The 18,581-nt window shown below is 58.5% G+C and carries 17 protein-coding genes and 1 pseudogene; 9 read left to right on the forward strand and 9 right to left on the reverse strand.

The annotated features are described in order from the left end of the window. Positions 1-4 precede the first annotated feature (4 nt). From ACMYSO_RS17175 to ACMYSO_RS17185, 3 genes are read left to right on the forward strand one after another with little or no spacing between them, the layout of a single operon-like run. Positions 5-1,609, forward strand: coding sequence for an aldehyde dehydrogenase (NADP(+)) (locus ACMYSO_RS17175; protein WP_434670828.1), 1,605 nt, complete (start codon positions 5-7; stop codon positions 1,607-1,609). A gap of 15 nt (positions 1,610-1,624) precedes the next feature. Further along, positions 1,625-3,226, forward strand: coding sequence for an APC family permease (locus ACMYSO_RS17180; protein ID WP_434666244.1), 1,602 nt, complete (start codon positions 1,625-1,627; stop codon positions 3,224-3,226). 11 nt (positions 3,227-3,237) lie between these two features. Next, complete coding sequence (locus ACMYSO_RS17185) at positions 3,238-4,248, forward strand: Ldh family oxidoreductase (protein ID WP_434666246.1); 1,011 nt, start codon at positions 3,238-3,240, stop codon at positions 4,246-4,248. A 48-nt stretch (positions 4,249-4,296) separates the two neighbouring features. Here the strand turns inward: ACMYSO_RS17185 and ACMYSO_RS17190 are convergent, their stop codons facing one another. Beyond that, a complete protein-coding gene (locus ACMYSO_RS17190; RefSeq protein ID WP_434666248.1) occupies positions 4,297-5,517 on the reverse strand; it encodes an amino acid deaminase in 1,221 nt (406 codons plus the stop codon). Between the two features lie 79 nt (positions 5,518-5,596). After that, a pseudogene (locus ACMYSO_RS17195) lies at positions 5,597-5,741 on the reverse strand (hypothetical protein). On the opposite strand from ACMYSO_RS17195, the gene ACMYSO_RS17200 reads away from it, so the two are divergent. The 5 genes from ACMYSO_RS17200 (at position 5,719) to ACMYSO_RS17220 (ending at position 10,692) form a co-directional block, all read left to right on the forward strand. Beyond that, positions 5,719-7,179: an N-acyl-D-amino-acid deacylase family protein gene (locus ACMYSO_RS17200; protein ID WP_434666251.1), complete on the forward strand. Its 1,461-nt coding sequence runs from the start codon at positions 5,719-5,721 to the stop codon at positions 7,177-7,179. The pseudogene ACMYSO_RS17195 and the gene ACMYSO_RS17200 sit on opposite strands and share 23 nt — an antisense overlap. After that, positions 7,169-7,561: a RidA family protein gene (locus tag ACMYSO_RS17205; RefSeq protein WP_434586462.1), complete on the forward strand. Its 393-nt coding sequence runs from the start codon at positions 7,169-7,171 to the stop codon at positions 7,559-7,561. The genes ACMYSO_RS17200 and ACMYSO_RS17205 overlap by 11 nt, the downstream gene beginning before the upstream one ends. 174 nt (positions 7,562-7,735) lie before the next feature. Next, on the forward strand, positions 7,736-9,223 hold the full coding sequence (locus tag ACMYSO_RS17210; RefSeq protein WP_434666254.1) for a sodium:solute symporter family protein: 1,488 nt from the start codon (positions 7,736-7,738) through the stop codon (positions 9,221-9,223). A 10-nt stretch (positions 9,224-9,233) separates the two neighbouring features. Further along, complete coding sequence (locus ACMYSO_RS17215; protein WP_434666256.1) at positions 9,234-10,106, forward strand: 2-dehydro-3-deoxygalactonokinase; 873 nt, start codon at positions 9,234-9,236, stop codon at positions 10,104-10,106. Beyond that, on the forward strand, positions 10,093-10,692 hold the full coding sequence (locus tag ACMYSO_RS17220) for a 2-dehydro-3-deoxy-6-phosphogalactonate aldolase (protein WP_434666259.1): 600 nt from the start codon (positions 10,093-10,095) through the stop codon (positions 10,690-10,692). Before ACMYSO_RS17215 ends, ACMYSO_RS17220 begins: the two co-directional genes overlap by 14 nt. On the opposite strand, the gene ACMYSO_RS17225 is transcribed toward ACMYSO_RS17220, so the two are convergent. Further along, positions 10,689-11,552 carry a MurR/RpiR family transcriptional regulator gene (locus ACMYSO_RS17225; protein ID WP_123757630.1) on the reverse strand — a complete coding sequence of 288 codons (864 nt, stop codon included), beginning with the start codon at positions 11,550-11,552 and terminating at the stop codon, positions 10,689-10,691. The genes ACMYSO_RS17220 and ACMYSO_RS17225 overlap by 4 nt on opposite strands. A gap of 220 nt (positions 11,553-11,772) precedes the next feature. Between ACMYSO_RS17225 and ACMYSO_RS17230 the strand changes: the two genes are divergently transcribed. Further along, positions 11,773-12,591: a GNAT family N-acetyltransferase gene (locus tag ACMYSO_RS17230; RefSeq protein ID WP_434666260.1), complete on the forward strand. Its 819-nt coding sequence runs from the start codon at positions 11,773-11,775 to the stop codon at positions 12,589-12,591. A gap of 39 nt (positions 12,592-12,630) precedes the next feature. Here the strand turns inward: ACMYSO_RS17230 and opgB are convergent, their stop codons facing one another. The 6 genes from opgB to ACMYSO_RS17260 form a co-directional block, all read right to left on the reverse strand. Next, positions 12,631-14,922: a phosphatidylglycerol--membrane-oligosaccharide glycerophosphotransferase gene (gene opgB / locus ACMYSO_RS17235; protein WP_434666262.1), complete on the reverse strand. Its 2,292-nt coding sequence runs from the start codon at positions 14,920-14,922 to the stop codon at positions 12,631-12,633. Between the two features lie 263 nt (positions 14,923-15,185). Continuing rightward, positions 15,186-15,680, reverse strand: a complete 495-nt coding sequence (locus ACMYSO_RS17240) for a DUF2501 domain-containing protein (protein ID WP_434666263.1) — start codon at positions 15,678-15,680, stop codon at positions 15,186-15,188. A 65-nt stretch (positions 15,681-15,745) separates the two neighbouring features. Further along, on the reverse strand, positions 15,746-16,483 hold the full coding sequence (dnaC, locus tag ACMYSO_RS17245; RefSeq protein WP_123757626.1) for a DNA replication protein DnaC: 738 nt from the start codon (positions 16,481-16,483) through the stop codon (positions 15,746-15,748). A gap of 2 nt (positions 16,484-16,485) precedes the next feature. Beyond that, complete coding sequence (gene dnaT, locus ACMYSO_RS17250) at positions 16,486-17,025, reverse strand: primosomal protein DnaT (protein WP_154144450.1); 540 nt, start codon at positions 17,023-17,025, stop codon at positions 16,486-16,488. A gap of 244 nt (positions 17,026-17,269) precedes the next feature. Then, positions 17,270-17,743 (reverse strand): threonine/serine exporter, encoded by a 474-nt coding sequence (locus ACMYSO_RS17255; protein ID WP_434666266.1) that lies wholly within the window; start codon positions 17,741-17,743, stop codon positions 17,270-17,272. After that, complete coding sequence (locus tag ACMYSO_RS17260; protein WP_434666268.1) at positions 17,734-18,510, reverse strand: threonine/serine ThrE exporter family protein; 777 nt, start codon at positions 18,508-18,510, stop codon at positions 17,734-17,736. The genes ACMYSO_RS17255 and ACMYSO_RS17260 overlap by 10 nt, the downstream gene beginning before the upstream one ends. Positions 18,511-18,581: the final 71 nt, after the last annotated feature.

Genomic DNA, 18,581 nt, shown 5'->3' on the forward strand with positions numbered 1-18,581 from the left:
AATGATGAGCGACACAGCGATGACGGCGGGGCGGCAGTTTATTGCCGGCCGTCGTATAGCCAGCGGTGAAGCCACGCTACTGAGCCTACGGGCGGCGGATGGTGAGACCACTGGCCAGCGTTTTTATCCGGCCTCCCGGGAGGAGGCCGCACTGGCGGCTGAAGCGGCGGCGCAGGCGTTTAGCGTCTATTCCGCGACTTCCCCAGATCAGCGGGCGCATTTTCTCGACACCATAGCCGATGAGCTGGACGGGCTGGGGGAGGCGTTTTTTGCCCTGGCCCACGCCGAAACGGCGCTGCCATTGGCGCGCCTGCAGGGTGAGCGGGCGCGAACCAGCGGCCAGCTGCGGCTGTTTGCCGACGTGCTGCGGCGCGGCGATTTTCTCGGGGTACGCATTGATACTGCATTGCCAGAACGTCAGCCCCTGCCGCGCCCGGATCTGCGGCAATTCCAGAGCGCATTAGGCCCGGTGGCTGTGTTCGGCGCCAGCAACTTCCCGTTGGCGTTTTCCACCGCCGGTGGCGATACCGCTTCGGCGCTGGCGGCCGGCTGCCCGGTGGTGGTGAAAGCCCATCCGGGACATATGGCTACCGCAGAACAGACGGCGCAGGCTATCGTCCGGGCGGTGGCGAAATGCGGCCTCCCCGGCGGCGTCTTCAATATGATTTTTGGTCACGATATTGGCGCCGATCTGGTGCGTCATCCTGCGATCCAGGCGGTGGGGTTCACCGGCTCGCTGGCGGGGGGCAAAGCGCTGTACCAGCTGGCGCAGCAGCGTCCTCAGCCGATCCCATTGTTTGCCGAAATGTCGGCGATTAACCCGCTGATTATTTTGCCGCAGGCGTTGGCCGCACGGGCGACATCGCTGGCACAAGCGCTGGTGGGCTCGTTTACCCTCGGCGGCGGGCAGTTTTGTACCCGGCCCGGGCTGATTCTGGCGCTCAAAGGAGAGGGGCTGACGGCGCTGAAAGCGGCGCTGTGCGAGCAGGTACAGGCGGCTCCCGCTCAGGTGTTACTTAACGCGCCTACGCTACAGCACTATCACGCGGGAGTGGATGCCCTCGATGCTTGTCCGGGCGTACAGCGGCTGGCTAGTGGGATAGCGCCCGGTGCTCAACAGGCGCAGGCGCTGCTGTATCTGGCGACGGCGGAACAGCTGCTGGCGCCGGATAGTCTGCTGCATCGCGAAGTGTTTGGCCCGCTCTCCGTGCTGGTGGAAGTGGCGGACGAGGCCCAACTGATGGCCGTGGTTAACGCGCTGCAGGGGCAACTGACTGCCACGCTGCATGCGGAGGCGGACGATCGCCTGCTGGCGGGGCGCCTGTTGCCGTTGCTCAGTGAAAAAGCCGGACGGGTGCTGTTTAACGGCTATCCCACCGGTGTGGAAGTGTGTGACGCGATGGTTCACGGCGGCCCCTGGCCGGCGACCACCGATGCGCGTGGCACCTCGGTAGGGACCCGGGCGATAGAGCGTTTTCTGCGACCGGTTTGCTTGCAGAACGCCCCCGCTGGGTTGCTGCCACCGGCCTTGCAGGATGCGAACCCTTTGAACCTGCTGCGCCTGGTGAACGGCCAGTGGACCCGGGAAGCCATTTCCCCTTCATGTTGACGCAAGGGCATCACGATGACTATTCACTCTACGCATAACAGTCAAACCCGCGTGGCTGAGTCGGGTAAGTTTAAAAAGCAGCTGACGTTAACCGATCTGACGTTTATTGGCCTGGGGGCGATTTTTGGTTCCGGATGGTTATTTGCCGCCAGCCACGTGGCGTCGATCGCCGGACCGGCCGGGATCGCCTCCTGGGTGATTGGCGGCGTGGCGGTGCTGCTGCTGGGGATTGTCTACTGCGAACTGGGGGCGGCGCTGCCGCGTGCCGGGGGGATTATCCGTTATCCGGTCTTTTCTCACGGCGAGCTGATGGGCTATCTTCTGGGTTTCATTACGCTGATCGCCTTTTCAAGCCTGATTTCGATCGAGATCGTCGCCGCCCGTCAGTATGCTGCAGCCTGGTTCCCGGCGCTGACGCAACCGGGTTCCAGCTCGCCAACCCTGCTGGGCTGGCTGGTACAGTTTCTGCTGCTGTGCTTCTTCTTTAGTCTGAACTACTACAGCGTCAAAACCTTCGCCCGTTCGAATAACTTTATCAGCGTGCTGAAGTTCCTCGTTCCGCTGCTGGTGGTCATCACGCTCTTCACCTTCTTTAAACCGGAAAACCTGCATGCTCAGGGGATTGCCCCGTTCGGCATGTCCGGTGTAGAAGCGGCGATCAGCGCCGGGGGGATCATTTTTGCCTATCTGGGGCTGACGCCGATTATTTCCGTCGCCAGTGAGGTGCAGAACCCGCAGCGTACTATCCCGGTGGCGCTGATTCTGTCGGTGGTGCTGTCGACCATTATCTATGTGCTGCTGCAGCTGGCGTTTCTCGGCAGTATTCCGACCGAGATGTTAAGCGGTGGCTGGGCGGAGGTGAGCAAACAGTTCTCGCTGCCGTATCGTGATATCGCGATTACGTTGGGGATGGGTTGGCTGGCCTTTATGGTCATCAGCGATGCGATTATCTCGCCGAGCGGCACGGGCAATATCTATATGAACGCCACGCCGCGCGTTATCTACGGCTGGGCGAAAGCCGGGACCTTTTTTAAAGCCTTTACCTACATTGATAAGGAGTCCGGGATCCCGCGCCCGGCGCTGTGGCTGACCTTTGGCCTGTCGATTTTCTGGACGCTGCCGTTCCCTTCCTGGGAGCAGTTGATTAGCGTGGTGTCGGCCGCGCTGGTGCTGAGCTATGCGATTGCGCCGGTCACCGCCGCCGGGCTGCGCCGCAATGCGCCGGATCTGCCGCGTCCGTTCCGCGTGCGGGCGTTCGCTGTTATTGGCCCGGTGTCGTTTATGATCTCGGCGCTGATTGTCTACTGGTCCGGCTGGAATACGCTCTCCTGGCTGCTGGGGCTGCAGATCGTCATGTTTGTGGTCTACATCCTGTGCAAAAGCAAAGTGCCGGTACATACCGTCAGCCTGGCGCAGCAGGTGAAGTCCTCGCTGTGGCTGATTGTCTTCTACGCGCTGATTATGCTCTTTTCCTGGGCCGGCAGTTTTGGTGGGATTAATGCGTTGCCCCATCCCTGGGATACGGTGATAGTGGCAGTGATGTCGCTGGGCATTTATTACTGGGGCGCGCGCAGTTGTCTTCCCCAGGCTAACTTTAGCGGAGACGAAGAAGAGTAGAGGAGAAGGTCATGGATACGGTAACCCTTTCGTTACCCGAAGCTTACGCGCTGGCGATGCGGGCGCTGAGCAGCAATGGATTCAGTGAGGAACACGCGGCGGCAGTGGCGCGCAACGTGACCGGCGGGGAGCGTGATGGCTGCGCTTCCCACGGCCTGTGGCGGCTGCTGGGGATTATTGCCACCTTGCGTAAAGGCAAGGTGTCTCCCGATGCCGAACCGCAGATCGACGACCGGGCGCCGGGAATTGTCCGGGTCGACGCCGGCGGTGCCTTTTCGCTGCTGGCGTTTGAGCGGGCGCTGCCGCTGCTGGTGGAGAAGGCGCGTCATAGCGGCATCGCCGCGCTGGCGATCAACCGCTGCGTGCATTTTTCGGCGCTGTTTGCCGATATCGAACCCTTAACCGAGGCTGGTCTGGTCGGGCTGGCCTGTACGCCGGGCCATGCCTGGGTGGCGCCAGCCGGCGGGACTTTGCCGCTGTTTGGCACCAATCCCATCGCCTTTGGCTGGCCGCGGGGCGAGGCGCCGCCGTTTATTTTTGATATGGCGACCAGCGTGGCGGCACGCGGTGAGATCCAACTGCATCAGCGTGCCGGAAAATCGCTGCCGGAAGGGTGGGGAATCGACAGCCAGGGCCAGCCAACCACCGATGCCGGGGAAGTCCTGTCCGGGGCGATGCTGACCTTCGGTGGCTATAAAGGCTCGGCGCTGGCGGCGATGGTGGAACTGTTGGCCGGGCCGCTGATTGGCGATATGACCAGCGCGGAATCGCTGGCCTGGGATAACGGTGCGGGCGGGCTGCCCTACGGTGGGGAGCTGATTCTGGCGCTGGATCCGCAGCGTTTTCTTGGTGCGGAGGCCGATGTACACCTGGCCCGTGCGCAGACGCTGTTTACCAACATGCAGGCACAAGGCGCCAGGTTACCCGGCGAACGCCGCTATCTCTGTCGTGAGGAGAGCGAACGATCCGGGGTGACCATTAGCCGTTCGTTGTTCGATGAGATTGCCGCATTGAGCGCGTAGTCGCGCGGCACAGATTCCCCGGTGTCACACCGCCACCGTGGAACCCGATCAGAACAGGGTGTCCAGCTCTTCCAGCACGGTGTACTCGTCATCGACCAGCAGCAGGGTTTTCCATTTGTCGAAGGTCAGGCACGGGTGCGATGTACCAAAGACGATAATGTCACCGACCTGCACATCGCAACCTGGAGCCAGGCGCAGCATGCAGTGCTGATCCATAATCCCGACGCTGACGATCTCGTTGGCAGGCAGCGGTAGCGCGTGGCCGTTGCGATAGTGGGCGACAGGCTGTGGTAGCCCGGCATCGAAGGCGCAATCGCGTTTGCCAAAATTGACCACCGCGCGATCCGCTTCAGGAACCGACTGCACCATCGCCATCAGCTCCAGCGCGGAGGTCAGATCCCCCGCCAGATCGCAGGCGATCGGATCGCGGGCGATCAGTTCCCGTTGGGCTATGTCGTAGATCCCCATGTCATGGGTGATGTAGCAGCCCGGGCGGATCACTATCCGGCAGCGCGGTGGTTTTTGCGCGGCCAGCCACACGTTGCAGGCCACGTCATACCAGACGGTTCCGGCGCCGGTCAGAATAAATTCCCCGTCAACCAGCGACGCCATCCGGCAGGCAAGGGTGGCGGCCTGCTGTAACAGCGCCTCTACTTGTGGCTGCGGATCGTCGCCGTGCAGTACCCCTTCGTACAGCTCCAGCCCGCGTAGTGTCAGGCCCGGCAGATCGGCCACCAACTGGGCCAGCGCCAGGGCATCTTCCACGCTACGACAGCCGCAGCGCCCACCGGGAACGCCCAGTTCGATCAGAACGTCCAGCGTCTGCTGACGGGCGCTGAAGAACGCCGACAGGGCGCGGGCGTTGGCTGCACTATCCACACAGCAGATAAAATCCACCGCCCGGTAATGCGCTTTCAGCTGCGAGACCACCTGCATGTTGGCTTTGCCGACCAGTTGATTAACCATCAGGACGCGCTGAATACCGCTGGCCATCGCCGCGCTGGCCTGCCAGGCGCTGCCCACTCCGATAGCCCATGCCCCGGCCTGCTGCTGCGCCTGAAAAATCCACGGCGTCATCGTCGTTTTACCATGCGGCGCCAGCGAGACACCGCGGGCATCGGCATAGCGCTGCATCCAACTAATGTTATTTTCCAGCGCCGTTTTTTTCACCAGTGCGGCGGGCAGGCAGACGTCTTCTGCCAACAGGTTCGCCGGGGAGGCCATCACGGCAGATTTGTGCGGGACAAGCGTAGCGGAATGGTATTTCATAACACTATCCTTTCAGGTTTTATACTCGATGTTTATCAGGGTATCATTTATATCTTGTTGATTATTATTGATTTAATACTTAAATGTTATTCGTTATGAATAAAAGTATCACAAAACGATCTGGATTTTGCGTAGTTTTCCACTGTTTTTTCACCTTGTAAATGGTTAACTTGTCGGCAGAGTCGAAAGGGAGTAATTGCTATGAAGGTTGACTGGCTGTTCAAGAATGTCACGGTGATTGACGGGAGCGGTGGGCCGCAGTATCGCGGTGATGTGGCGGTGAAGGGCGATCGCATTGTGGCGATTGCGCCGGTGCTGAAGGTGGACGCCGGGCACGAGATTGACGGCGAGGGCCGCGTGCTGGCGCCGGGGTTTATTGATGTGCATACCCATGACGATATCAACGTCATTCGCATGCCGGAGTATCTGCCAAAACTGAGCCAGGGCGTGACCACGGTGATCGTCGGGAACTGCGGGATCAGCGCCGCCATGGCGACCATGCGCGGTGCTGTTCCCGACCCGATGAACCTGCTGGGTGAACAGGATCAGTTTATCTACCCTACCGTTGAGGCTTACGCCCATGCGGTAGAAGCCGCCCGGCCGTCGCTTAACGTCGGCACGTTGATTGGCCATACTGCGCTGCGCAATAACCATATGGACGATCTGTTCCGTCCTGCCACGGATCGCGAAATTGCCGGAATGCGCGTCCAGCTACGTGATGCGTTACGCCAGGGGGCGCTGGGTCTGAGTACCGGCCTGGCCTATGCCAGCGCGTTTCAGTCCACCACTGAAGAAGTGATGGCGCTGGCGGAAGAGCTGGCGGCGGAGAAGGGCATCTATACCACCCATCTGCGTTCTGAATTCGAGCCGATTCTGGACGCCCTTGACGAAGCGTTTCGCATCGGTCGCCACGGCAACGTTCCGGTGGTGGTGTCGCATCATAAGTGCGCTGGGGCAAAAAACTGGGGACGCACCCGCGAGACGCTGGCCTTTTTCGATGAGATGCGCCAGCACCAGGAGATAGCCTGCGATTGCTACCCTTATTCCGCCAGCTCCTCAACGCTGGACATGAAACAGGTGACCGATGAGTTCGATATCGTGATTACCTGGTCGGAATCCCGACCGGAACAGGCGGGTAAAACGCTCAAGCAGATTGCCAGCGACTGGCAGATGAGCCTGCTTGATGCGGCGGCACAGCTGATGCCGGCCGGCGCTATCTACTACAACATGGACGAACAGGATGTTCGTCGGGTGATGCGCTATCCGGTCACGATGATCGGCTCCGATGGGTTACCCAACGATCCGATGCCGCATCCGCGTTTGTGGGGCGCTTTCCCTCGCGTACTGGGCCATTACAGCCGTGATGAACAACTGTTTCCGCTGACCACGGCGATTCACAAAATGACCGGGCTGTCGGCAGCGCGTTTCCGCCTGCCGCAGCGTGGGCTGGTTAAAGTGGACTATTTTGCCGACCTGGTGCTGTTCGATCCGCTGACGGTGCGGGATGTGGCCAGCTTCTCCGACCCGAAACAGCCCGCAGAAGGGATTGAGGCGGTGATGGTGAATGGTGTGATGAGCTACGGCAGCGATAAAAAAATTACCGGGCGCGCAGGGCGTTTCCTGCGTCGCCAGATGGACGAAGGAGTGAAGTATGAGCATTAAACGTTATGGCGTCGAAGGCGGAACCGGAACCGGCGGCCAGCATCTGCCTTTCGCACGGGCGGTAGAAGCCGGGGGCTGGTTGTACGTCTCCGGCCAGACGCCGATGAAAAATGGCGAAGTGGTTGAGGGCGGCATTGTTGAGCAGTCGCGCCTGGCGATTCAGAATTGCGTCGATATCATGACAGAAGCCGGCTACACCCTGGCGGATGTGGTGCATGTGAAAGTGATTTTGACGGATTCACGCTATTTCCAGTCATTCAATAAAGTGTTCCGCGAGTTCTTTGGCGAGAATCCGCCCGCGCGTATTTGCTGCGTCGCCGATCTGGTGGTGGATTGTAAAGTCGAAGTGGATGTGACCTGCTATAACGCCGCGCGCGGATAAATAATAACGCCCCACCATCGGATGGGGCGTCAACCATAAAAATGTGATAGTTGTGCCAGATTGAATACCTCAATCGGCGCGAGCAGGGTTACTTTGCCTTTTTTCTGGCATCGTTACGATTAACTCATAATATTCAGCGGTACGAATATTATTTATTACGCCTGGATGTGAGCAATGAATAATATGTCATTCCTGATTTGGTTTTCCGTTTATGCCTGCGCGATGATTACCCTCGGCTGGTATGTGTCACGTAAACAGAAGAACGGTGATGATTTCTTACTGGGTGGCCGCTCCCTGCCGATGTTTCTGACTCTCGGGTCGACGGTGGGTACGATGGTCGGTACCGGTTCGAGCGTCGGGGCCGTGGGGTTTGGCTACAGTAACGGCTGGGCGGGGATGCTGTACGGCCTCGGCGGCGCGGTGGGGATTCTGCTGGTGGCGTGGTTATTTGCCCCGGTGCGTAAATTTCGCTTTATGACCATGAGCGAAGAGATGTCCTATTATACCGGCGGCAGTAAAATTATTAAAAACCTGGTAGCGATCCTGATTTTTATTGCCTCAATTGGCTGGCTTGGCGCCCATATATTAGGGGGCGGCTTATATCTGGCATGGGCCAGCGGTATTGATATTAATGTCGCTAAAGTTATTATTGCGCTGGCGTTTGTGGTGTATGTCGGTATTGGTGGTTACTCCGCGGTGGTCTGGATCGATACCGTTCAGTCGATCATTCTGTTCGTCGGTTTTATTTTGATGGCGATTTTTGCCGTCCAGCACGTGGGAGGCTGGAGCCATATTCAGCAGGCGGTCGACCCGGCGGCGCAAAGCCTGTTTGCCGTCGATAAACTCGGCGTACTTCCTGCGCTGTCGCTGGCGGTGGTTATCGGCGTCGGTGTACTGGCAACGCCATCCTATCGTCAGCGTATCTACTCGGCGAAAACCGTCTCTTCTGTTCGCCAGTCCTTTACCATCACCGGCCTGCTGTACCTTGGTTTCTCCTTCCTGCCGGCCATTATCGGCATGGCGGTGTGGACCATGAATGCGAACCTCGAAAACAACGGTTTTGCTTTCCTGTTTGCCACCCAGGTGCTGCCGCCGGTGCTGGGTATGGCGATCCTGATTGCCGGGATGTCGGCCAATATGTCTTCCGGTAGCTCCGATGCCATTGCCGCAGTGTCGATTATGCTGCGCGACCTCTACACCCTGGTGACGGGCCATATGCCCGCGCCGGAAAAAGCGATTCGCCTGTCGCGGATGTTCCTGGTGCTGGTTATCGCCCTGGCGCTGCTTTTCGCGCTGACCTCTAACGACATCATCAGCTACATCACCAAAATGATCTCGATGATCATGTCCGGGATGTTTATCTGCACCATCCTCGGTCGCTTCTGGACGCGCTTCAACTGGCAGGGGGCGGTTGCGGCCCTGGCCGGTGGTGCCGGTGCCTCGGTGGCGGTGCTGATGGACAGCAACTGGCTGGCCTTCTGGGGCAATCCGTGTATCCCGTCGGTGCTGACCAGCCTGGTGGCCTCCGTAGTGGTAACCCTGGTGACACCGGCCAGCAGCATGAGCCGTGAAGAGGCGCTGGAGATGATCACCCGCGAACGTGAAAGCCGCCCGGCGGCCCCGGCGATGCCGATTGGCAAACGTCATCCGTCGCAGAGCTAAGGGGAGCATCATGCACAGTTATATTGCCGTCGACTGGGGTTCGACACAGCTCCGCGGCTGGTTGATTCGTGATGGGAAATGTGTGGAGACCCTGCAGCACCCGCTCGGGATTGCGCGTCTGAACGGGCAAACGCCGGAGGCGGTGTTTCACCAGTATCTGGCGCCGTGGCGTGGCGACACGGCGCTGCCGGTCGTGATGGCCGGCATGGTGGGCAGCGATGCCGGCTGGCAGTCGGTGCCTTATCTGGCCTGCCCGGCGGCGCTTGATGCGCCGGGGCGCCAACTGACGGCCGTGGCTGACAGAGTGTGGATTGTTCCCGGTCTGAAGGTTGAGCAGGCCGGTGATTGCAACGTGATGCGCGGCGAAGAGACACAGCTGCTTGGCGCATCGCAGATGGCTCCGGCGGCGTGCTACGTCATGCCCGGCACGCACTGTAAATGGGTGCAGGTTGAAGGTGGGGTGGTACGTCATTTTTCTACCGCGATGACCGGGGAGCTGCACCATCTGCTGCTCAGCCAGTCGCTGATTGGCAAACAGCTACCCGACCAGCAGCCCGATGAGTCGGCGTTTACGCTGGGGCTGGAAAAAGGCATGGCGATGCCGTCTCTGGTGGCTAACCTGTTCGGCGCCCGTGCGGCGCGGGTGTTGGGCGTTCTGCCGCCGACATCGGTCAGTGACTATCTTTCAGGGCTGTTGATTGGCTCTGAGGTGGCGACGTTCAGCGAGCGCTATCGTGCGACGCAGGTCACCCTGGTGGGGGAACCGGCGCTGAGCGGACGCTACCGACAGGCACTGGCAGCCCGGGGAGTAAAGGTTAACGGCTGTCTGGGCGATGAGGCATTTTTACACGGTATAGCGAGGATAATGAATGAACAGGCTTAAACTGGTCGCGATCTTGCGCGGTATCCGTCCCATAGAAGCCGCGGAACATGTGGATACGCTGATTAACGCTGGCTTTCGGTATATTGAAATCCCGCTTAATTCACCGGACTGGCAGCAGAGTATTCCACAGATGGTGCAGCAGTTTGGAGCGCAGGCGATGATTGGCGCAGGCACGGTACTGAATGTCGGGCAGGTGGATGTGCTGGCTGAGGCCGGCGCGAAACTGGTTGTAACGCCGAATACGCAGCCGGCGGTGATCCGTCGGGCGGTGGCGCAGGGCATGTTGGTTTGCGCCGGATGCGCCACCGCGACAGAGGCGTTTACTGCCCTGGATGCCGGGGCGCAGTGGCTGAAGATTTTCCCTTCATCCAGCTTCGGGCCGGATTACATTCGCGCGCTGAAGGCGGTGTTGCCGCCGGAAGTGCCGGTGCTGGCGGTCGGTGGCGTGACGCCGGAGAACCTGGACTGCTGGGTACAGGCAGGGTGCGCCGGAGCAGGGCTGGGCAGCGATCTGTATCGCGCCGGGCAATCGCTGGATCGTACCCGCGAGCAGGCCGGACGCTTTATCGCCGCCAGCCTCGGTTAATCGCCTAAGGGCTGGCGGTCGACGCCACCGCGGTGGCTGTCCAGCGCCAGCTTGATGCGGCGCAGCCGATCTTTCGCCTGCGGTTTGTTGGCCATCGCCAGTTCGGTGGCCAGCACATCCACCATCGCCAGCATGGCATAGCGCGAGGTGCTGGGTTTGAAAATATAGTCGTTTTCGCGCACCAGCAGCGGCAGTACCAGGTCGGCCTGTTCCGCCAGCGGGGTTTCTGCCGGGGTAATCGCGATAACCTTCGCGCCATACTGCCGGGCGATAGCCGCGCTCTCAATCATCTCTTTGGTATACCCGCCGAGCGACAGCACAATCACCACATCTTTGGGCGTCACGGCAGAGCTCATCATCCGTACCAGCAGGCCGTCGTTCTGGCTGACAACCGGCAGACCCAGGCGGAACAGGCGATACTGGATCTCCTGGGCGCAGATAGTTGAACCGCCTCCCATGCCGATAGCCAGAATTTGCCGCGCGTCGCTGAGCCAGGAGACGGCTCGCTTTAACGCCTCAATATCCAGCGCCCGGCGGTTGGTTTCCAGTACGCCGATGATCGACTCGTAAATGCCCTGCACGCCTTCCAGATCCGGTACATCGAGAATAAAACGCTGGCCGACCGCCAGGGACTGCGCCAGCTTCATCTTAAGCTCGCGGACATCCTTACACCCTAACGCACGGGCAAAGCGGGTTACGGATGCCTGGCTGGTCCCGGTTAAACGGGCGATTTCGGCGATCGGCAATTCTGCCGCCGCGGCGACATCATCGAGGATAAACTGGGCAATACGCTTTTCGCTGACGGTCAGCTCGAGAAAGCGATCGGTGATGCAGGAGATGATATCTATCGAGTAGGCCATCGCAGGTACCAGGCGGAAAATTCAGGATGATACTTTGTACCATATTCAGCCAATAAACGCAGTACTGGCGGGGAAGGCGTGCAGGATGAGCCACATGGAGCGGAACGCTCAATGGCTGGCAGCCGCACAATATCGCTCTCCTGAGCGAGGCGAAATGTCGTTGTGGCGATTATAGTATTGGCTTTCATCTGTTCAACATCACCGCGTTCAGGAGCAATGTATGGAGCTCATCGCCGTTCCTGCCACCCGGTTCAGTATCGACCGGCTGGCAGCCATTCTCAGCGATTGTTTTGAGGATTATCTGGTCCCCGTCACCCTGTCGGTGGAGATATTTGTTCAGCGTTTTAGCGCCGAAGGCATGAGCCTGCTGGATTCCTGTGTCTGGCTGGACGGCGATGTGCCGGCGGCAATGGCGGTGATTTCCCGGCGTGGTGATGAGGCCAGATTAGCGGCATTTGCGGTGCGGCCTGCGTATCGTGGAAAAGGAGTGGGCCGCCAGTTGATGACGCCGCTGATGGCTTCGCTGCGGGAGCAGGACGTGCGGCGGATGTGGCTGGAAGTGATCCGCGACAACCTGGCGGCGGTGGCGCTGTACCAGGCGCTGGGGTTTACGGTGCGCCACGGGCTATGCGGCTTTGTCAGCACCCAGCCGCAGAATGAGAGTGCGGCGGGGCTGACGGTGTGTGATGGCCTGACGCTGATCCGTAAAGCCGGCGCCGAGGTCAACGGTCGGCTACCGTGGCTGATGGATCCGCTGACCTTCGCCACGCTGCCGTGTCGGACGCTGGCGTTACATCAACAGGCCTTTGTTGTGCTGGCGACCCTGAATCATAAACCGCAGCTGCAGTTCTTGTGGGTCGAGCCCGCTGCTCGAGGCCGCGGGCTTGGGCGGGAAATGCTCACCACGCTGGCGCGACAATATCCTGGAATAAGTACCACGGTGACCATCCCGGAATCTTTTACGCCACTGTTCAACGCCGCAGGATATGCGACTTTGACGCTGAAGCAATATGAAATGAGCGTGACGCTGCGAGCATGATCGTCAGCAGCGTCGTGAGCGCGGTTATCGGCGCTGAGCTTAACCGTCGCTTTTCACCACTTTGATATCCACCATCCCAATTCCCAACTGACGCGGCGAATGGCCGAGGATATTGCCCTCGTTAGTGGATTGCGGGTCCGGCGGCACGATAATCAGCGTATCGCTGCGCGACGGGTTGTCGAAATGCAGCGTGGTGGTGGAGACATCGTTGGCCAGGGTCAGCGTTTGTTCGCTGTTGCCGACGCGCACCGGGATCGGTTTATTGGCGTTCGGCCCGTAGGCCTTGGCGGTGATCACCAGATCGAATTTTTCCGGTAACGGCTGCTTAAATTCAATTTTCACTTCGCTGCCCAGCTGGGCGTTGGACCAGCGGCCCCACGATTCCGGGCGAGAGATGCCGCTGAACTGTTTGACCTCTTCCGGGGCGCCGGCAACGTTAAAGACAAAGCTGTCCGCTTTGTAGCGAATATCGTTATCGACAATCTTCAGCGTATCGACGTTGCCCTGATAGCGCTGCATATCGATTACCGTATCTTTGAAGGCCGTTTTGCCCTGCCACTGAGGTTTATCGACATGCTGCACGGTTTGCTCGCCGCCTAGCTGGCCCTGTGAGACGCACCAGTCGGTTGAGAGCGCCAGCTCTGGCGACCACAGCTGGCCCATTTTGTAGCAGCGGTCGACCCAGACGAAATTATCGCGCGGAGCGAAATCTGCCAGCTGGAAGCGCAGCGGGGCGGAATATTCGCTCTCTGGCAGCGGCTCGACACGTTTATCAGACACCCGCAGCAGCAACGGCAGGCGGAAGTGGCTACCGGAGAACGAGATCATGTTCTTCTGGGCATCGACGGTAAAGTTTTTCATCTCTTTCGGGAAATTCCACAGACGGATGACATCCGGCTTCCACGCTAGCACTTTCTCTTTCATATTCATGAAGATGCCGGACAGCGACTGCCCGGACAGGCTGCTGCGGCCCAGGCCGATAAAGTTATCGCCGCCGAGGATGTCCAGCACCGTGGCGCCGTTGTCCATGGTGTTGCGCTTAACGGCCAGCGTATCCTGCTGCGGCTGGTCGCCACGCAGAATAAAGAACAGGTTGCTGCGGTCCTGTTTGTTGAGATAGTCCCAGGCGGAGTTTTTCATTGCCAGGTGGTCGGAAGAGACCACGATCACCGTGTTTTTAAAATAGGGTGAGGCTTTGATCTTGTCGATCAGCGCGGCGATATGCTCCTGGCTGCAGGTAACGGCGCTAAAGGAGAGGTTCTTTTTCCCGCCCATCTCATAGCTTTTACGCTGGCAGGTGCGGGAGATAAAGCCGTCCGGGTGATGCGTATCGACTGTCAGCGCAAAGAGCGAGAAGCGTTTGCCGGACTGGGAAAGCTGTTCGAATTTTTTCCAGGTTTCATCGAGAACGGTGTCATCGTAGAAGCCCCAGTCATTGCGGTAAGTCGGATCCGCCACCGTGGTTTTCAGCTCTTCGGCGCCGTAGAGATGGTCAAAACCGTGCGATTTCAGAAACACGTCTTTCCCGGCAAAGCGCAGGTTAGCGCCCTGCACGAAATAGTTTTCATAGCCGGAGTTTTTCAGAATATCGCCGAGGCAGATATTCTGCGGGAAGAAGCTGGAGACCGAAGCCGACGCGTTGCCTTCAAACGGCGCAAACAGTGGAATGCCGCACTGCGACGCCACCATGCCGGCGATGGTGTAATCGGTACCCGGAAGCTGAGTGGTGTTGCTGAAGTCGAGGCCTTCGTTTTTGAGTTTGCCCAGCTCCGGCGTCAGGTCAGGGAAGGCGTCGTTATCGAAATAGGTGCGTTCGAGGCTTTCCCCGTAGATGTAGACCAGGTTCAGCTTCGGATCGGCAATGCTTTTCGCCGGCTCTTTGTAATAGGCGGCAAAGTCGGGATCGCCATCGCGGGATTGAGATTTAACCAGTTCGCTGATCTGGCGGAATGCCGGGCTGGCATCAACGGAGGCCAGCGCCAGAACCAGTGCCAGCAGGCTGTAGCCAAAGTGGTGTGGGTGATGACGACGACGGCGCAGCACCCAGCCTAAGGTGCTAAAGACGGCGACCAGCGCCGCGACAAGCCCGACGCCGGGAAGAATATATTTGCTGACGCCCGCGCCGGTCAGGCTGTTGGTCAGGGTATAGAGGACCGCGTCATTGATCCCATCGCCGGTGAAATAGTCGCTGGCGTAGAGGGTGATGTTGAGCACCACAAACAGACCCAATACCGTCAACGTGGCGGCAAACCACCAGGTATTGCGACCCGCTTTTAAGGCATAGATCACCACCGAAGTGAGAAACAAGGCGATGGATAACAACTCTGACACAGTACGTACACCCTCTAAATGGTACCTGTTGAAAACCGGCAGGAGAGATCACTTTCCACGGTACACTGTAATTGCAGTGCCATATCGCTGCAATTGTAGAGTCATGAAAGTGTGCTGTGGTTCAGAATTGGTTTAGAAATGGTCATTCCGGGATAATGACTCACCCTGTGTTGCAGGGGGAGGCGGAACGAAAAAGGGTGAAAATCGCGACTGCGGCCGCGTTGTCGGCCCTAAGGCATTAAACGCGGCCTCTGAGGTGGGGATCAGGAGAGGAAGCTAACACCCTGTTTTAAGACCAGATCGCAGGCTTTGGTTTTCACTTTCTCAGCCATCGAACTATTACCGAGGCTGTTGAGATCCAGTTTCTGGCCGCTGTTGCTGCTCAGAAGCCCCTGCAAACCGTCAAGGTAGCTGGTGTCCTCTTTCTGTTTTTCCGGGGTGCTGAGGCCCAGTTTATCCAGCACCTGGTTTTTGACGTTTTCAGTGTTGGTCACCGAAGACAGCTTCTGCTTCGCGCAATAGGACAAAATCCCGGCGGCATTATTCATGCTGCTGGAGGTCAGGGACTGGTTGCCGTTGCTCAGCAGACTGGTCAGGGAGGAGACCGACATACCGCCACTCTGCTGGGTGTTGCCCTGGCTGCTTAGCTGGCTGGCCGCGCTGGAAAGGGAATCCTGCCAGGAGGCAGCATGGACGCCGGCGCTAAGAAAAACACCGGCAATCAAGGTAGTGCGAATCAAATATTGAGCAGATTTCATGAGTGTACTCGTCATAGTTACTTAAGCATCCTTGTAGTATAACCCCGCCCGGGCTCGGAAATATCTTAATACTCTTTACCGGTAACACGATGACGATAGCTGTCCCAGTTGAAAATAACCCACAGGCTATTACCGAGACGCATGCGGTCCATGACGCGTTCGCCGAGCAGCTTGTTCATCTCTTCCATGTTGCTGTTGGTGAGCATGCCGGTCGGGCGTTTCGAGGAGGAACGGCGGTCGACAATCTGATTAATGATCACCTTCTCGTAACGCGATTCTGTCTGCATGCCGATCTCATCAATGACCAGTAGATCGACCTTGCTCAAGTCGCTCAGCAGTTGCTCTTCGCTGACCTCCCGGTTGCCGAAGGTGTCTTTCATGGCTGACATAATATCGGCGACGGTAATGATTAACACCGACTTCCCGCGCAGCAGTAGTTCATTACAAATGGCTGCGGCAAGGTGGTTCTTACCGGTGCCCGGCTTGCCGGAAAAGATAAAGCTGGCGATATTGCCATCGAACTCTTCGACGTACTGACGCGCCCGGGACAGGGCGTTCATCTGGCCTTCGCACTCAACCCGGTAGTTCTCAAACGAACAGTTCTGATGCAGTGGCCGGATGCCGGAACGGTTAAACGTACGCTGCATCTTCATGGCGCGGTTTTCGCGCTCCAGCGCCTCAGAACGCAGCTTACCCTGCTCCTTTTGCCAGGCCAGCAGTTCTTCGCCGGTTTTAAACGCCGGTTCGACATGGGCCGGCATCATTTTTTGCAGACGCTTCATCAGGTCGCCAACGTTTTTCATGCTCATCCTCTGAAACCTCGTGGAATATGGCTATCCGGTTCACTAACCGTATTCACATCGCGTCGCGGCTGGCCGCCGTTGCTGGCCCGGCCGATTTGGACGCTGCGCGCCAGCTTTTGCTGCCATTGCACATGATGAAAGACTTTGCCTTCTGCTTGCCAGTAAGCGACGAACGCCGCCAGCTCTTCCGGGGTAACCGGCTGGCTGAGGGCGATGCCCCAGAGCGCAGCGAGGCGCTGAAAATCCGCATCCGGCTGCCAGTCTGCATACATGGCGAATTTCCCCATGGGAATGGCGGTTGGCGCGGCGGCGGGCTCATCAAAAAACTGGGTATCCAGCGCCACATCGCTGCCGGGACGTGCCAGCTTTGCTTCCAGCTCAAGCAACTGAGCCAGACGTTCCGGCGTCAGCGCATAGAACGCCGGGGCATTGTTGGCAAAAACGGCGACGGCGCCGCTGGCCGATTTTGCGAGTACGGCCGCAGGGTCCTGGATGAAATCATCCAGGCCGCTAAAATCGGTGGTTAACATTCGCGAAGACATAATGCTATCTCAACTCTGAACAACATATACACCCGTCATACTTCAAGTTGCATGAGCGTTGGCTTTTCTGCAACTCGAATTAGTTCGGCTATAGAGGGGGTTAAACCGATTGTCTTTACAGTTGTTTTTGACCGGCGGCGCCCGGTGGACGGCATCGCTTAGTCCAGTAAGCCGATCGGCGCCGCAGTAAAAAAAATCGAAATCTATTGGCTATAGTAGCACAGGGTTCAGCCAAATCTCTGTGCTATACCCGCGGGCGCTTACGGTACAACCAGAGGCCCGGGATAGAAAGTCCAATGGAGAGAGCACCGACAATAGAAGAGGCCTTCAGGAAATTGCTCAGCAGCATGATCATCAGCTCATCGGAGTAGCCAAAGTGGCTGATTTTTACCGCCGAGATCATCGCGGTGTAGGCTGAGATACCGGGGAACATCGGGATCACTGCCGCGACGGTGAAAATCTTCGGATGCGCCAGATACCAGCGGGACCATTGAATACCGATGCTGCCAACTAGCAGCGCGGCGAGAAACGTTGCCCACTCAATATTGAACCCGACATCCATCATGACCATACGTGAGCTGTGGCCGATGGCGCCGAGCAGCGCACACCAGCGCAGCGCGCGCTGCGGGACGTTAAACACCATCGCAAAGCCGGCCGCCGGAATAGCGGATAACGCTATATCCTGCAGCAGTGCAAAAACATACGTCATTATACCCATCCTCGCAGCCCCCACATGGTCATCGCCATCACGACGCCAATACAGGTGGCCAGCGTCAACAAGCTGGCAAGCGCCCAGCGCGCCAGGCCGGTATTGATGTGCCCTTTAAACATATCCGCCACGGCGTTGATTAAGGGAAAGCCGGGGACCAGTAGCAGGACGCTGGCGGCCATTGCGACCGTTGAGGTGGCGGTAAACGCCGGCAGACGCAGCATCAGCCCGGAAATGGTGGTAGCGACAAACGCCGTAATGCAGAAGTTAATCTGCGGGTGCATCGAGCGGTGGGTCAGGAGCTGGCGAATATACATCGCGACAGTGCTGGCACAGAAGGTCACCAGCGCGCCGTCCCAGCCGCCTTTATTTAACTTGCAGAAGCAGGCGCAGGATAAGCCAACCATCAGCACTACCAGCCAACGCGGGTAGCGCAGCGGTTTGATCTGCGCAAAGCGCTTCTCTACGTCTTTATAATCCAGCAGCTTATGTTCAGCCATAATCACAATATGCTGCACTTCCGTCACCACGTGCATATTGATACCGCGATCGACATTCTTACGCGTGGAGGTCAGGCATTCGCCATCTTTAATTGTCGTGAGCACAATGGCATTCGAGGAGATGGCGCTTTCGACGCTGTCCATACCCAGTGCCCGCCCCAGGCGAGTTGAAAGTTCCTCCACCAGGGCGCTTTCGGCGCCGTGCTGCAATAAGAAAAGCCCACACTGAATGCACAACCGCGTAATAGCGCGCTGAACTACCCGATCTGCTTGCATAAGTACCCGCTGTTCCCCACGTCCAATCCCAAAGTGTTTGTCGATACTTTAACCTGGACTCCCGTGGTATC

Source organism: Klebsiella sp. B345, from assembly GCF_051131735.1.
In the GTDB taxonomy this organism is placed as follows: Bacteria; Pseudomonadota; Gammaproteobacteria; order Enterobacterales; family Enterobacteriaceae; genus Klebsiella.